General features: G+C 70.1%; 11 protein-coding genes and 2 pseudogenes. 8 read left to right on the top strand and 5 right to left on the bottom strand.

Annotation, left to right across the window (positions count from 1 at the left end; all coding sequences use genetic code 11):
- Nucleotides 1-137 precede the first annotated feature (137 nt).
- Nucleotides 138-941: an alpha/beta fold hydrolase gene (locus tag AB5J49_RS38930; RefSeq protein ID WP_369173581.1), complete on the top strand. Its 804-nt coding sequence runs from the start codon at nt 138-140 to the stop codon at nt 939-941.
- A gap of 361 nt (nt 942-1,302) precedes the next feature.
- Here the strand turns inward: AB5J49_RS38930 and AB5J49_RS38925 are convergent, their stop codons facing one another.
- The 3 genes from AB5J49_RS38925 to AB5J49_RS38915 all read right to left on the bottom strand — a co-directional run bounded on the left by AB5J49_RS38925 (nt 1,303) and on the right by AB5J49_RS38915 (nt 4,471).
- Nucleotides 1,303-1,689 carry a DUF6233 domain-containing protein gene (locus tag AB5J49_RS38925; protein ID WP_369173580.1) on the bottom strand — a complete coding sequence of 129 codons (387 nt, stop codon included), beginning with the start codon at nt 1,687-1,689 and terminating at the stop codon, nt 1,303-1,305.
- Nucleotides 1,690-1,695: 6 nt separating this feature from the next.
- Nucleotides 1,696-4,035, bottom strand: a complete 2,340-nt coding sequence (locus AB5J49_RS38920) for an alpha-L-fucosidase (protein ID WP_369173579.1) — start codon at nt 4,033-4,035, stop codon at nt 1,696-1,698.
- Between the two features lie 232 nt (nt 4,036-4,267).
- Nucleotides 4,268-4,471 carry a hypothetical protein gene (locus AB5J49_RS38915; RefSeq protein ID WP_369173577.1) on the bottom strand — a complete coding sequence of 68 codons (204 nt, stop codon included), beginning with the start codon at nt 4,469-4,471 and terminating at the stop codon, nt 4,268-4,270.
- Between the two features lie 337 nt (nt 4,472-4,808).
- Here AB5J49_RS38915 and AB5J49_RS38910 point away from each other — a divergent pair.
- The 3 genes and pseudogenes from AB5J49_RS38910 to AB5J49_RS38900 all read left to right on the top strand — a co-directional run.
- Nucleotides 4,809-5,627 (top strand): annotated as a pseudogene (locus tag AB5J49_RS38910) (IS5 family transposase).
- Nucleotides 5,628-5,956: 329 nt separating this feature from the next.
- Nucleotides 5,957-6,262, top strand: coding sequence for a hypothetical protein (locus tag AB5J49_RS38905; RefSeq protein WP_369173575.1), 306 nt, complete (start codon nt 5,957-5,959; stop codon nt 6,260-6,262).
- A 101-nt stretch (nt 6,263-6,363) separates the two neighbouring features.
- Nucleotides 6,364-6,640 (top strand): annotated as a pseudogene (locus tag AB5J49_RS38900) (leucine zipper domain-containing protein); the annotation flags it as partial.
- Nucleotides 6,641-7,199: 559 nt separating this feature from the next.
- On the opposite strand, the gene AB5J49_RS38895 reads toward AB5J49_RS38900, so the two are convergent.
- On the bottom strand, nt 7,200-8,705 hold the full coding sequence (locus AB5J49_RS38895; protein ID WP_369173573.1) for an IucA/IucC family siderophore biosynthesis protein: 1,506 nt from the start codon (nt 8,703-8,705) through the stop codon (nt 7,200-7,202).
- A 162-nt stretch (nt 8,706-8,867) separates the two neighbouring features.
- On the opposite strand from AB5J49_RS38895, the gene AB5J49_RS38890 reads away from it, so the two are divergent.
- From AB5J49_RS38890 to AB5J49_RS38880, 3 genes are all read left to right on the top strand, one after another.
- Complete coding sequence (locus tag AB5J49_RS38890; protein ID WP_369173571.1) at nt 8,868-10,412, top strand: IucA/IucC family protein; 1,545 nt, start codon at nt 8,868-8,870, stop codon at nt 10,410-10,412.
- A gap of 103 nt (nt 10,413-10,515) precedes the next feature.
- Entirely contained in the window at nt 10,516-11,784 is a 1,269-nt protein-coding gene (locus AB5J49_RS38885) for a VWA domain-containing protein (RefSeq protein WP_369173570.1), read from the top strand.
- The gene (locus tag AB5J49_RS38880) at nt 11,784-12,587 is read left to right on the top strand and encodes a hypothetical protein (RefSeq protein ID WP_369173569.1); all 804 of its coding nucleotides are present in this window, start codon (nt 11,784-11,786) and stop codon (nt 12,585-12,587) included. Before AB5J49_RS38885 ends, AB5J49_RS38880 begins: the two co-directional genes overlap by 1 nt.
- Nucleotides 12,588-12,656: 69 nt before the next feature.
- Here AB5J49_RS38880 and AB5J49_RS38875 read toward each other — a convergent pair whose 3' ends face one another.
- On the bottom strand, nt 12,657-13,283 hold the full coding sequence (locus AB5J49_RS38875; RefSeq protein ID WP_369173567.1) for a winged helix-turn-helix transcriptional regulator: 627 nt from the start codon (nt 13,281-13,283) through the stop codon (nt 12,657-12,659).
- Between the two features lie 87 nt (nt 13,284-13,370).
- Here AB5J49_RS38875 and AB5J49_RS38870 point away from each other — a divergent pair, with 87 nt between their 5' ends.
- Nucleotides 13,371-14,582: a pyridoxal phosphate-dependent aminotransferase gene (locus tag AB5J49_RS38870; RefSeq protein ID WP_369173566.1), complete on the top strand. Its 1,212-nt coding sequence runs from the start codon at nt 13,371-13,373 to the stop codon at nt 14,580-14,582.
- Nucleotides 14,583-14,643: the final 61 nt, after the last annotated feature.

Raw genomic sequence — 14,643 nt, 5'->3', positions numbered from 1 at the left:
GCCCGCGGATCAGCGCGCACCAGCTCAACCGAGGACTGAGTCGGTCCTGAGCTGGACCTTCGTCGCGTTGCGGGTCGTTCAGGTGTGGGCGGAAACTGGGATGGACGGCGGTTTACGGAGACCTGAGGGGCCTGGTGATGGGTGAAATCGTGGAGCTCCCCGGCGTCAGGACCTGGTACGAGGTCGATGGTGCGGGGGAGCCGTTGCTGCTTCTGCACGGTGGCTTCTGTACGAACGAGACGTGGGGTGCCCAGCGCGGTGACCTCGCGGCGCAGTACCGGGTCTTCCTTCCCGAGCGGCGTGCGCACGGGCACACCGCCGATGTCTCCGGGCCGCTCTCCTATCAGGACATGGCGGACGACACCGTCCAATTCCTCGTGTCGGTCGTGGGCGGGCCCGCCCATCTCGTCGGCTGGAGCGACGGCGGGATCGTCGCCCTGCTGGTCGCCGTCGCCCGGCCAGACCTGGTCCGCAAGGTCGTGGCCATCGGGGCCAACTTCCGCCCCGCCGCGGAGTGCTCGGCGTCGCCCGCGATGCTCGGGGAGATGACAGCCGACAGCCCCGAACTGGCGCCGTTCCGCGAGACGTACGCGGCCGTGTCGCCGGACGGCGCCGACCACTGGCCGGTCGTCGTGGCGAAGATGGCCGAGATGTTCGCCACGGAGCCGACCCTCACCACCGAGGACCTGGCCCGCATCACCGCGCCCACGCTCGTCCTCGTCGGCGACGACGACATGATGACCCTCGAGCACACCATCGCCCTGTACCGCGCGATCCCTCACTCCGAACTGGCCGTCTTCCCCGGCACCTCGCACGCACTGCCCATGGAGAAGCCCGCACAGGTCAACCGCGTCATCCTCGACTTCCTGACGAACGACCCGGTGCCGACGATGTTTCCGATCCGGCGGGCAGGCGCGACGGCGGGGAGCAGCGGGACGTAGGCGGACAGGACAGCGGACAGCGGCTGATCAGGGCCGTACTCCCCGCACGGCCCACGCCCGTGCAGTCAGCGCGATGGAACCGTCCCGCCCTACGGCAGCGCCGCGGCGAGCGCGTCGCGAAGGCGGCGGCGGGCGGAGGGGGCCAGCGCGGCGTCGTAGCCGGGGGGCGGCGGGGCCCTGGCCAAGCACCTCGCGCCGCGCTTCGTCCATCGGCAGCCCCGCCATCACCTCGGAGGCCAGCTCCTCCACCACCACGCCGTACCGCATTGCGCACCCCCTGCTCGTGATCAACCAGTAGCAGCACCGCACGGCCATCGCGACGACCGCGTTCGAGGCTGTGGATAACTCCGGAAACCGCAGGTCAGTCCAACCTGCTGAGCTCAGTTTTCGGCCGGCAGAAAGGGCACTCCTCAATGTTCGGGTCGAGCAACGCCGCCCGCGCGTCGTTTGCGGTGATCTGATGCTTCGCCCCGCCCTGGCCGCAGTCGTCCACATGGATACGCACCGGCTCGCGGCCGATCGCCCGAGGCTGCTGTTCCACGGCGAAGCCGGTTGACTGCCGATCCGCCCGGTTCGGGGCGATGGGCGGTGCCGTGGGAGGACGATGCCCGTTGCGTGACGGTGGGCCTCGGCCGGTTGGCTGCCATCGGCTCGGGCACGCGATCAGAAGCCCATGGCGCTGACTCCAGTTGCTTTTCAGGGAGAGAGGGCATGGCAGGGGCGCGCCGTCCCGCGGCGCCCCTGCCATGCGCCGTCACAGCGCGAGGACCTGCCACTCCTGGTTGGACCCGCCGGTGGAGGGCCACTGGATGACGTTGGCGCCGTCTGCGGTGGAGGCGTCCTTGACGTCGGCGCACCAGCCGGTGCGGACGTTGACGAGCCGGTAGTAGCCGCTGGTGGCCGAGGGGACCAGCTTCCACCACTGGTTGTCGCCGCCGTTGTCGGACAACTGGGTCAGGGTGGCGCCCTGGGTGCTGTTGGGGCTCTGCAGGAGCTTGCCGCTCTTGGCGTTGACCAGCCGGAACGATCCGTCGATGTTCGGCAGGAGGCTCCACTGCTGGTTGGTCCCGCCGCCGTAGGGCCACTGGATGAGCGTGGCGCCGTCGGCGGTCGAGGCGTCGGCGACGTCCAGCGCCTTGCCGCTCTTGCGGTTGATCACCTTGTAGGTGCCCAGGTCCGCGGTGAAGGGACGGTCGTAGACCTCCAGGTTGCGGATCGACGCGTACACCCCGGTGGGCAGCCCGGTGACGGTGACGCGGACGTACCGTGCCTGGGCCTGGAACACGGCCGTCTGGACCTGGCGCGTGCTGGGGGTGGCGGTGTTGTCGACGAGTGTGGTCCACGTGCTGTTGTCGGTGGAGCCCTCGATCTTGTACCGGTAGTTGGTCTTGTCCAGTTCCCAGGCGATCCGGGTGCCGGTCAGCGAGCGGGTCGAGCCGAGGTCGACCTTGAGCCAGTGGCCGGTGTTGCCGTTGTTCGCGCACCAGCGGGTGGCGGTGGAGCCGTCGACGGCCTTGGCCGCGGTGTTGCCCTTGGACGTCTCCTCGCTGTCGGCGGTCGCGGTCTTGCCGGTGGCGATGTCGGCCGGCTGCACGGAGCGGTCCAGTGTGACCCCGACGACGCTGTCCTCGGGGATGCGGGTGCGGTTGATGCCGGTGATCGTCACCCTGCCGTCCGTGCCGACGGTGTACGGGAGGTCGGTGCCCGCGGCGACGTCGAAGACGCGGGTGACCTGGGCGTCCCCGATCGACGGGGTGGTGAAGGAGGTTCCGCTGTAGCCGGGCAGCAGGTGGATGTAGAAGGTGTTGCCCTTGGACGTGAAGCCGTACTTGCCGTCCACGGGTTGCCAGGGTCCGCCGCGGGTGCCGTAGACGGCCTGGCCGCAGGAGGTCAGGAAGGAACCGACCCGGCGCACCACTGCGGCCTGGTCGGCGGGGATCGCCCCGGTCCGGTCGGGACCGACGTTGAGCAGGCAGACCATGTTGCGCACCCAGGAGTTGACCAGGATGTTCATGATGGTGCCGAAGCTCATCACGGGTGCGCCGGCCTTGTAGCCCCAGGTGCCGCAGATGGTGAAGTTCTTCTCCGACAGAAGCCCTGTGCGTATGGCGCCGGTGGGGATCGCGCCGCCTTCCTCGCTGATGTAGTCGCCCATCCAGCCGGAGCGCGGGTTGACCACGACGTCGGGTTGGTGCTTGCGCACCAGGCCCATCACACCGAGGGGGCTGCCGGTGGCGGAGTCGCTATCGCTGTAGGCAGCGTCCACCGGCCACTGATTGGCGCTGTCGCGAACCTTTCCGGGCTCCCAGAAGAAGGCGGCGTCCGCGTCCGGGCCTTGCTGGCCAAGCCACCCGCCGTCGAAGTAGATGTCGTCGATCTTGCCGTACTTGGTCATCAGCTCCTTGACCTGCTGGTACACCTCGTTCTTCATGATCCGCGCGTTCTCCTTGTGCGCGGGATCGGTGGTGTAACCCCACTTGTTCGGCAGGCAGTTGGTGCCGGTGACGTCGTAGTAGCCGGGGTAACGCCAGCTCATCGGGGAGAAGTACAGGCCCACCTTGAGCCCGGCGTCGCGTACGGCGGTGACGTACTCGCCGACCAGGTCCCGCTGCATCGGGGCCTGTCCGGCATGGAAGGCGTTCGGGTGGGCGGACGGCCACAGGGCGAAGCCCTCGTGGTGACGGGTCGTCAGAACGGTGTACTTCGCGCCCATGTCCTTGGCCAGCTGGGCCCAGTCGGCCGGCTTGTAGGCGCTCGCCGTGAACTGCTCGCCGGTCGCGTCGGTGAAGTACTTCTTGTAGTTCTCCGGCGTGACCGCCGAGTTCTCCATGTACCACTCGCCCTTGGCCGGGCCCGAGTACACACCCCAGTGGATGAACATGCCCAGCTTGGCGTCCTGCAGCCACTGGAGCTTCTCGTTGGACTGCTGCTCGATGCCCAGCTCCGACTTGGGGATCCGCAGAGGGAGAAGGGGCAGCGGCTGGGGGGAGGTGGCGGCGTGTGCGGGTGTCGCCAGCGTCGGTGAGACGGCGGCGGCAACGGTCATGGCAGCCATGCCGGACAGCACTCTGCGGCGACTGATCGGTTCGGACAAGGTTCTCTCCTGACTGTTCACAGAACAGCACGGACGGTCATGCGGCTCAGGTGTGGAGCGAGCACGTCGGGGGGATCGCGGTGGTGCGCCGTATGTCACTACTCACCAAGAAACATGGGATGGATTAGCAGGTATCAAGGGCGTTCCTGTCCATAGGCGAGACAAGCAAGAACTGAAATTGCAGGCTGCTTGACCGTCACCTCAGGACGACAGGCTTAGACATGGGATGTATTTACCTCGTCGCCCCCGAAGCCTGCTGTCCGATCTCGGCCAGAAGCCCCAGCTCGTGCAGCTCGCTGACGATGTCGGAGGCAGTGACCACCGACAGACCCGAGGCCGCCGCGATGTCGCGCCTGACGACGGGCGCCGAGGCGATGAGATGCCGCATCACCGCGAAACGGTTGGTCCGGCGAGTGTCCTGGTACGTCCGCTTCAACGACGTCGTCCTGTGCTCGATGGGGCTGGGGCGCCTGATCGTAACCACGGGGTGTGCGCCGTCGGAACTGCCGTGCACAGACTTTTTCTGACTTGTTGACGAAGGGGTGTAGCGCGCATAACCTGCGTCTCGATCCGCTCGCTGCAACCCCGTCAGCAGCAGGAATTGCCCCCCCTCCGAGTGCGCGCCCCTCACCCCGCGGGCTTCGCGTCGCGCTCACACCGGCCGCACTCCGCCCAGAACCGTCCTCATGATCGATAGAGATACGGCTTCCAAGAGGCCCTGACAGAAGCCGTTGACCATGTGACTGTCTGCTTGAGCGCCCGTTGGTCTTGGCGTGGGGAAGAGGGAGTCGCGACCGTGGATCGTCTCGGACGAACTGTGGTCGCTGATCGAGCTGTTGTTGCCCAAGCCGGGACCGAAGCTGGTTGAGGGCAGGCCGCGGGTACCGGACCGGCAGGCGTTGCGCGGGATCCTGTTCGTGCTGCACACCGGCATCCAGTGGGAGTACCTGCCCCAGGAGCTGGGCTTCGGCTCGGGCATGACCTGCTGGCGGCGCCTGGCCGCGTGGAACGAGGCCGGCGTGTGGGACGAACTGCATCTGGTCCTGCTGAAGAAGCTGCGGGCCGCGAAGAAGCTGGACTGGTCGCGGGCGGTGATCGACTCCTCCCACGTCAGGGCGGCCCGGCGCGGCCCAAAAGCGGACCCAGCCCCGTCGACCGCGCACGACCGGGCAGCAGGCACCACGTCCTCACAGACGGGCAGGGCATCCCGCTCGCGGTGTCGCTGACCGGCGGAAACCGTGGGCGACGTCACGCAGTTGCTGCCTCTGCCGGACAAGGTTCCGGCCGTGGCGGGCATAGTCGGCCGGCCCAGACACAGACCCGATGCTCTGCTCGCCGATCGCGGTTACGGCCACGACGAATACCGGCGCCTGCTGTGGCAGCGCGGCATCCGCCCGGTCATCGCCGAACGAGACGTGCAACACGGTTCTGGCCTGGGCGTCTTCCGGTGGGTGGTAGTGCGCACCATCGCCTGGCTGCACGGCTTCCGCCGACTGCGGATCCGCTGGGAGCGACGCGACGACGTCCACGAGGCCTTCCTCGACCTCGCTACCTGCCTCATCACCCACCGACACGTCCAACGCCTTTGTTAGGCCCCCTAAGCAACCACACCTCCGCCGTACGGGCCCGCTGCCGGTCAGGCGCTGATCATGTCTCGCGGGTCGGGGCGGTCTGTCGGCGACTCAGCGTGCGCCACCGGAGGCGTAGTTGCGCAAGCGCATCAAGTCCGACCATCCGTCTGAGCACACCAGGAGAGTGCTGGCCGGCGCCCCGCTGCGGTTGCCTGAGCGCTTCCGCTGCGAGATCACCAACCGCGGCGCGCCGATGGGGCATTTCGTGGCTTTTTCATATTAATGCCCTATAACTGCACGAAGTCGATCTCTCGCGGATCGCACCCACCTCACTCCCCCGGAGATGAAACATGCACAAGCTTCGCAAGGCGGCCGTCGTGGTCGTCACTCTCGGTAGCGTCGGGCTCCTGGGCGCCGGCACCGCCACTGCCGACCAGGGCGGTCACGGCGGCAAGGACGGCGGCAAGGACGGCGGCAAGTTCAGCGCCCTGCAGAGCTCCTCCTGCAAGTCGCACGACCTGAACCTCGACATCCTTGGCCAGGTCGGCATCCTCACCGGCCTGCTGGGCAACGCGCTCAACGGCGAGGGCAACGCCGGTGGGCAGGACACCCACCTCGGTTCGACCATGGGCTGCAACAACAGCGTCGGCGACTAGGTGTATTGATCACGAGCGTTGTTAACGCTGACCGGGCTTGATCATGGCGAAGACCTCCGGTGTGGTGGAGCTGTCTAGGACTGCACCGCACGGAGGTCTTCGTGTCCCACCGTACGGCCCGGCTGACCGTTCATGGCATACGGCTGCTGGTCGAACGTGTCTGCGCAGGCCGCCCAGGCCGCCCCGTTGCGCATGTCGCGGCCGATGGGCATCTCCCGGGCCACGGCCCACAAGTGGATCCGCCGCTGGCGATCCGAGGGCGATACCGGGCTCATCGACCGCTCCAGCCGCCCCCGCACGACACCGCATCGCACCCCGACGACGGTCGAGGCCCGGGTGTGTCGCCTACGCCAGGACCGCAAGCTCGGCCCACGGCAGTCACCGTTTCAGCTGGACGCTCCCGAACCCCCTCAGAGGAGGCGGCCGCGCTGATCGTCCTGAGCCTCGCCGCCTCGCTCACAGCCGTCCATTACCAGCGCAAGCTGCCCTACGCGGCCTCAAAGCCGCATACCGACGAGGCCCCGCCCGGACGGCACCGGGCGGCGGCGGGGCGCCTGATCGCGGCCCAAGCGGAGTGCATTGGGCGGCCCTGCCGACATCGATCAAAACCTGGAAGGAGCCAGAGGCCGCGACCGCCAATCTCGGCAGGTCACGGGGTTCACTTGGCCGGGACACCCTCCCCCGGCAGAGCGGGCCGACAAAGCGCACCGCCCAACTGAAAGACTCATCCGGCCAGGTCAGCCATGGGGTGCAGGCGAATCACCGCAGGTCCGCGCCCCTACGTGGACAACTTCACGACGTACGTGCCCAGGTCGTCGGCCTCGAAGACTCCGGGCACGGAGCCGCCGGACCGCAACGGGGTCACGTATCGAACAGCAGTCACGTCGCGCAGCACACCGGCCAGGGTACGACAGCACCCCACCGAACTGATCGGCAATTACGTCCCGGCCAGCGGGTTCGGCAGGGGCAGATAGCGGGCGTCCGCGCCGTCCGCGCCCGTCCAGCGCAGCAGCAGGTTCGTCTTGCCGGGGAGGGTGGGGGCGGACAGCAGGGCCCGGATCTCGGGCAGGTCGTGGCGGGCCAGCTCGCGGCGTACGGCGGGCCAGGGGTCCAGCGTCGGGTGGCGTGCGACGAGGGCACCGGCGATCTCGACGAGGTGGTTGACGACCAGGCAGTACACCAGCCGCTCCCAGCCCGCCGCCCGCTCCACCTCGGGCAGCAGCTTCACGCCCTCGGCGTCCCGGAACAGGGCCTGCACGGGGAGGCCGTCGGCGTCCACGGCGACCAGCGTGTTCTGCAGGTGCGCCTCGAGTACGACGCCGTGGTCGGCGAAGGCCGCGAGGGCGGGCGGGACGACCTGGGCCAGGTACGCCTCCCACCAGGCCGCCGGGTTCTCGGCGGCGTCGAGCGGGCTCCCCTCGAAGCCCTCGACGAGACCGGCGGCGAGCAGCGGCGTCGCGCCCGGCAGCAGGCTGCCGCGCAGTCCGTCGCGGACCAGGACGGCGAGTTCCTCGAAGGCGAAGTCGGCGGTGCGGTAGCCACGGTCGCCGAGCCAGCCGGCCGGGCCCTCGGACGCGGCGAGGGCGGTGGCCGCGGCCGTGTCGGTGCGGCGGAGCTTCAGCAGGTCGTGGCGCCACAGCCGGCGGATGTCGTTGGTGATGCGCACGTCCAGGCTGAACTTGAGGAAGAGGTCGCGCTCGGGGGCGTACAGCGTGCGGATCGCGGCCGTCGGCCAGGCGTCGAAGCCGGTCGTGCCCAGCCGCAGCAGCCTGCCGTCCGCGAACGCCTCCGTGAGCTCCCGGCCGACCAGGTCGAGCTGCCAGGGGTGCGCGGGCAGCAGCCGGTAGCCGGGCGGGGCCTCGCCGAGGGCGTCCAGGGCGCAGGTGTCGCCCTCCTGCACGACCACGTCCTCGCGCAGGCCGAGCAGCGTCAGCGGGAAACGGGCGTGCGCCTCGGGGGCGTACGGCAGCCAGGCCGCGACCGGCCCGCCGCCGCGCGCCTTGGGGGCGGGGTGGTAGGGGTGGCCGGTGAGGAGGGACTGCTCGGAACGCAGGTACGCGTCGTCCGGCGGCGTCACTCGCGCGCGTGCCGTGAGCAACGCGGCCACCGCGTCCCGGCTGTCGATCATCTCGGCGGGCAGTTCGTGGTTGGACAGACCGGTGTGGCGACGCAGTTCGTCGGCGACGAGTTTGACGAGCTCGGTGTGCCCGATGCGCTGCCACGCGCCGGCCGCGTCCACCTCGGGCTCGGCCGGCCGCCGCTCGCCGAGGACCCGCAGCAGGCGGCCGGTGCCGGGCAGCCGGTACACCTGCCGCTCGCCGGACCCACCGTGCGGTTCGGCCACCTCGCGCAGCAGGCAGTTGAGCAGGGGCGCGACCGCGTGGGCGTCGGCGCGTGCCGCGACGTCGGCGGCGGGTGGAGGGTTGAGGTGCACGCGATCCACTCGTTCTCTACGGTCCGTCCAGGACGGGTCTTACGTCCGTTCAGGACGGTCTCTACGGTCCGGTCAAGACGGTCTCTACGGTCCGTCCCGGCGGGAAGACGATCAGTATGTCTGTCGTCGGTGCCTGCCCCGACGCCCTACTCGTACCCGAGGAGCCCGCCCGTGCACCGTCCCCCCAGCGCCGAGGCCGAGGTCGCCGCCGAACTGGCCGATGTACGCCCCGACCTCGCGTCCAGGTACGCGGCCGAGCTACCCGGAGCCCGGGCGGCCGTGCTGACCCGGCTGTGGCGTGCCCTCACGCACGAGCCCCTGCCCTGGGTCGCCCACCGTGAGCCGGGCCGGGAGGGCCTCACCCTGCGCCTCTGCGACGGCCGTCGGCTGCACGGCCCGCACGCGGACCCGTACGCCACCGCCGCGTACGTCACCGCCGTGCGGCTGGACGAGACGTCGTACGACGATCCGGCCCGGCTGCTGACCGACCTCTCCGTACCGCACGGCACGTCCTTCGCCGCCGAACTCGGCCACAGCGTCGCCTCGTTGGCGCTGTCACGGGCCGGGCAGGGAGCCGGGCTAGGTGCCGGGCGGGACGCTCACTCGAAGGAGTGGCCGCTGCGCGACCGGGAGTGGGAGTGGGAGCAGCGGGTGGTCGACGGGCATCCGTTCCACCCCAACTGCCGTTCCCGGCCCGGCTTCTCGGTCGCCGAGCAGCTGGCGTACGGGCCCGAGCACCGGCCGGTGGTCACGCTGGGCCTGGTTCCGGTGCGGGCGGACGAGTGCCTGGTGACGGGCGAGTGGCCGCAGGGGATGCGGGACGGGGAGCGGCTGCTGATCCCGGTGCATCCGTGGCAGGCCGAGCATGTGCTCAAGCGCCCCTACGATCCCTACGGCGACGGTGTCACCGCGCATCCGCTGATGTCCCTGCGGACGCTCGCCCTCCCCGAGGGCCCGCACATCAAGACCGCGCTGAGTGCCCGGCTGACGTCCTCGGTGCGGGACATCTCGGTGTACTCGATCGCCCTGTCGGCCACGTTGTCGGACTTCGCGCAGGCGCTGGCGGCGCGGACGGACGGGCTGCTGCACATCACCCGCACGCTGGGGGCCGCCACGGCCGACTCCCCCGACCTCGCCGCGGTGTTTCGCGAGTCGCCGCAGGAGTACGCGGGGCGCGGAGAGCGGGTCGTGCCGGTGGCCGCGCTCGCCACCACCGAGTTGCCCGGGTCGGGGGCGTGGCTGGCCGAGTTCACGCGTCTCGCCCTCACCGTGGGGCTGCGGCTGCTGGAGTTGGGGGTCGCGCTGGAGGCGCACGGTCAGAATCTGCTGGTGGTGCTGTCCGCGAGCGGCTCCCCGGTACGCCTGGTCTACCGCGACCTCGCCGACATCCGCATCAGCCCGGCCCGGCTGGCCCGGCACGGCATCGCCATGCCGGAGCTGACCGGCCGGATCGTCACGGACGATGTGACGACCCTGCGCCGCAAGCTGTTCGGCTCGCTGGTGGCCGGGGCGCTGGCGGGTACGGCGGGTTCGGGCGCGGCGTTGCGCACGGCGCTGGAGAGGGCCGTACCGGATCTGCCGGGCACCGGGGATCTCGCCGCACTGCGCGAGGAGCCGCTGCCCACGAAGGCGTTGACGTTGATGCGGCTGTCGCCGGGGACTCCCGGGGATCAGTGGGCGGAGCTGCCCAATCCGCTGGTCACCGAGGTGTTCTGACCGTTGTTCCGGCAGGTGTTTCGGAGGGTGTTCCGGCAGGCGTTCCGGGAGGAGTTCCGACCTCGTTTTGAAGCGTGACACCTCTGATCAATAGGATCCGCCGATGATCAGAACACAACGGCTGGCGGCCGGGGTCTGTGCCCTGCTCGCCGCGCTCACGGCCGGGATAGCCTTCCCGGCCGGGGCGAACGCCGACGAGACCACCGCCACCGCTCCGAAGGTCGATCTCGTGATCGACGTCAGCGGCTCGATGCGGGCGAAGGACATCGACGGCCAGTCGCGGATGGCCGCGGCCAAACAGGCCTTCAACGAGGTGCTGGACGCGACGCCCGAGGAGGTCCGGCTCGGCATCCGCACCCTCGGCGCCAACTACCCGGGCGACGACCGCAAGACGGGCTGCAAGGACACCGCGCAGCTCTTCCCGGTCGGCCCGCTGGACCGCACCGAGGCCAAGACGGCGGTGGCGACCCTGACGCCCACCGGCTGGACGCCGATCGGCCCCGCGCTGCTGAAGGCGGCCGAGGACCTGGACGGCGGCGAGGGCTCCAAGCGCATCGTGCTGATCAGCGACGGCGAGGACACCTGCGCCCCGCTCGACCCGTGCGAGGTGGCCCGGGAGATCGCCGCCAAGGGCATCGGCCTGACCATCGACACGCTCGGCCTGGTCCCGAACACCAAGCTGCGGCAGCAGCTGAGCTGCATCGCCGAGGCCACCGGCGGGACGTTCACCTCGGTCGAGCACACCGACGAACTCGCCGACAAGGTCAACCAGTTGGTGGACCGGGCGGCCGACCCGGTGGTGACGCCGGTCGCGACGACGGGCGCGGACCAGTGCGCGAAGGCGCCCACGCTGAACTCCGGTCTGTACACCGACCGCGAGGAGTTCGGGCAGCAGCGCTGGTACCGCGTGAAGGTCCCGCACGGCTGGGAACTGCGCGCGTCGGTGAGCGCCGCCGCCGACCGTGAGCTGAACCCGGCGTACGGGCTGCTGCTGCGGGCGGTGACCGAGCGCGGCCGGGAGATCGTCCGCGGCGAGGCGGCCGGCAACGGCCGTACCGATGTGATCTCGACCGGGCTGCGCTACCCGAAGGCCGAGCAGGAGGACGTGGAGGGCGAGGTCGCACCCGAGACCGTCTGCCTCCAGGTCACGCACTCCTTCTCACCGGCCAGTGGTGTGAAGACCACCCCCGGTCTGCCGCTCGAAATGACCATCGACGTCGTGCACGGGCCGGACCGCTCGAGCGACGTGGCCTCCTTCGGCCTCGGGCGCGGCTGGTGGCTGCTCGGCGCACTGATCCTCACCGGCTTCCTCGCCGGTCTCGTCTGGGGCTGGCTGTCGCGCTGGCGGGTAGCGGTCTGGAGGACCAACTGATGCGGATCACACGTGTGTTGAGCGCCGCGACGCTGATGCTCGGGCTGGCGGTCACCCCGGCGGTCGCCGACTCCTCCCCGTCGCCGAGCGCGTCTCAGGACGGCGACGCGCCGACCCAGGCGGGTACCTCCTTCCGTACGGCGACCGAGATCGAGCAGGGGCAGACGGCCACCGCGAGCGCCTCCACGGGTGACTACCTGTACTGGTCGTTCCCCGCGGACGCCGGACAGCGCCCCACCGCCAAGGCGACCGTGAAGCTGCCGGACACACACGCCGCCGAGACCTGGCAGATCGACGTGTACGACGGTCTGCGGCGCCGCCAGGCCTGCCAGTCCGGGGCCCAGACACGCACCGCAGCGGCCGACGCGACGTCGGTCGAGCTCGCCTGCGTCCTGCGCACCGTCCACGCCTGGTCGGAGCCCTGGGCCAACGACCCGCTGCCGGGCACGTACTACATCCGGCTGACGGTCGTGGACGTACCCACCTCCGACCTCGGTCTGCCGATCGGTGCCGAGGTGCGGGTCGACTCCAAGGACATCGGCGGAGCGGCCGCGGTCGACGGCTCGCTGGCGGAGCCGCTGGTGCCGGGCATCGCCGTGAAGTCGCAGGAGGACGAGGAGAGTTCGTCCGCCTCGGCCGTGCTGTCCAGCATCGAGCCCGAGGACGGCTGGGCGTCCGGCTGGTGGTCCGACCGCTGGGTGTGGACGGCGATCGGCGGCGCGCTGGCCGCGCTCGCGGGTGTCGGCGGCTATGCGCTGACGCGCGGGGCGGGACGGCCGTCACGGATGCCGCCGGGCGCCTGACGCCTGACGCCTCGCCAAAGCGACTGAAAGGGCCCGCCGTACGTGATCGTACGGCGGGCCCCGCGCCGTTCAGACGTCGAGCAGGGCCTTGGCCACCGTCCCGTTCCCGGTCACCGTGATACGGCCGTCCCGTACGGCGTCCGTCACGCTCAACTCGCCCCGCGCGACCGCCTCGCACGTCCCCGAGTCCAGGACCAGTCGCGCATCGGGCTCCCCGAGAGCGGGCCCGTCCCCGTAGACCGGCCCGTCCTGCGCGCCGACGAACAGATGGAAGTCCCCTTCCTCCAGCCGGACTTCGACCAGCCCCTCCCCCTCCAGCGCCCGCATCAGCGGCAGCGCGAACCAGTGCGCCCGCACCGCGTCGGTGGGCCGCCGCTCGCCGAGCTCGGCCTGCCCCCACGTCCCCAGCGCCTGGAGGACAGGCAGCAACTCCCGCCCACGTGCGGTGAGTTCGTACACGTATGCCGCACCGGGGGGCGGCAGTCGGCGGCGTGTGCTGATGCCGTCCCGCTCCATGTCCTTCAGCCTCGACGCGAGTACGTCCGTGCTGACGCCCGGCAGGTCGGCGTGCAGATCGGTGTAGCGCCGCGGACCGGCCAGCAGCTCCCGGACGATCAGCAGGGTCCAGCGGTCACCGACGAGGTCGAGCGCCCGGGCGGCGGAACAGTACTGGTCGTAGCTTCGGCGAGGTGACATGCGACGCAGTCTAGACATGTTGTTGGACTTTCCAAGCTCGAACTTGGTAAAACCAAGTAACACACGAAACCGGAGGGGCGAGCGCGCATGGAGTTCCGGCAGTCGAGCAAGCTGAGCGAGGTCTGTTACGAGATCCGCGGCCCGGTGATCGAGCACGCGAACGCGCTGGAGGAGGCGGGCCACAGCGTGCTGCGCCTGAACACCGGCAACCCCGCGCTCTTCGGCTTCGAGGCGCCCGAGGAGATCATCCAGGACATGATCCGGATGCTCCCCCAGGCGCACGGCTACACCGACTCGCGCGGCATCCTCTCCGCCCGCCGGGCCGTGGCCCAGCGCTACCAGACGCTGGGCCTGGAGGTCGGCGTCGACGACGTCTTCCTCGGCAACGGCGTGTCCGAGCTGGTCTCCATGGCCGTACAGGCGCTGCTCGAGGACGGCGACGAAATCCTCATCCCCGCCCCGGACTTCCCGCTCTGGACGGCGGTGACGACCCTCGCCGGCGGCAAGGCGGTCCACTACCTCTGCGACGAGCAGGCCGACTGGTACCCGGACCTGGACGACATGGCGGCGAAGATCACGGACCGCACGCGCGCCGTGGTCATCATCAACCCGAACAACCCGACCGGCGCGGTCTACCCCAAGGAGATCCTGGAGGGCATCCTCGACCTCGCCCGCCGGCACGGCCTGATGGTGTTCGCCGACGAGATCTACGACCAGATCCTGTACGACGACGCGGTCCACCACACGGTCGCCACCCTCGCCCCCGACCTGGTGGTCCTCACCTTCTGCGGTCTGTCGAAGACGTACCGGGTGGCGGGCTTCCGCTCCGGCTGGCTCGTCGTGACCGGCCCGAAGCAGCACGCGAAGGACTACCTTGAGGGCCTGACGATGCTGGCCTCCATGCGGCTGTGCGCCAACGCGCCCGCCCAGTACGCCATCCAGGCCGCGCTCGGGGGCCGCCAGTCCATCCGCGACCTGACCGTGCCGGGCGGGCGGCTGTACGAACAGCGCAACGTGGCCTGGGAGAAGCTCAACGAGATCCCCGGGGTGTCGTGCGTGAAGCCGAAGGGCTCGCTGTACGCCTTCCCGCGCCTGGACCCCAAGGTGTACAAGATCCACGACGACGAGAAGTTCGTCCTGGACCTGCTGCTGCGGGAGAAGATCCAGGTCGTGCAGGGCACGGGCTTCAACTGGCCGACCCCCGATCACTTCCGGATCCTGACCCTGCCGTACGCGGACGACCTGGAGGCGGCCATCGGGCGGATCGGGCGATTCCTGAGCGGGTATCGACAGTCCTGAGCGGGGTCCGGCAGGCCTGAGCTGCTGCGGACGGGACTGAGCGGTCGCCGGCCGATGTGAC

The organism is Streptomyces sp. R28 (genome assembly GCF_041052385.1).
Taxonomy (GTDB): Bacteria; Actinomycetota; Actinomycetes; order Streptomycetales; family Streptomycetaceae; genus Streptomyces.
The sequence above is the reverse complement of the archived record's forward strand: the minus strand, read 5'-3'. Positions and strand labels throughout refer to the sequence as shown.